This is a genomic window from Patiriisocius sp. 208BN25-11 (genome assembly GCF_058147145.1).
In genome coordinates this window covers 1-240 of sequence record NZ_JBYVJY010000118.1, presented here as the reverse complement: position 1 = coordinate 240, position 240 = coordinate 1, and the positions used below count along the sequence as shown (strand labels likewise).

Genomic DNA, 240 nt, shown 5'->3' with positions numbered 1-240 from the left:
CCTTTTGTTTTATGTTCGCTTGTTTGGTAACGTTCTACACAGGCGTGTAAAATAGTATAGGCTTCATCGGCATCTCCCCAACCTCCTACATCCACTCTCTTCTTCGCCAAATCTTTGTACACTTGAAAGAAGTGTGTGATCTCTTTAATTCTATGATGATTTAGGTCAGAAATATCATTATAGCTATTCCAAATTGGATCTGTAACAGGCACACAAATTAATTTTTCTTCCGGTCCTTTT

1 protein-coding gene is annotated in these 240 nt (G+C 37.5%); it reads right to left on the bottom strand.

Features of this window, described 5'->3' with window-relative positions; translation table 11 throughout:
* Window positions 1-240, bottom strand: a 240-nt coding sequence (locus ACY2RS_RS15810) for an inorganic diphosphatase (protein ID WP_490099613.1), incomplete at both ends; no start/stop codon positions are given.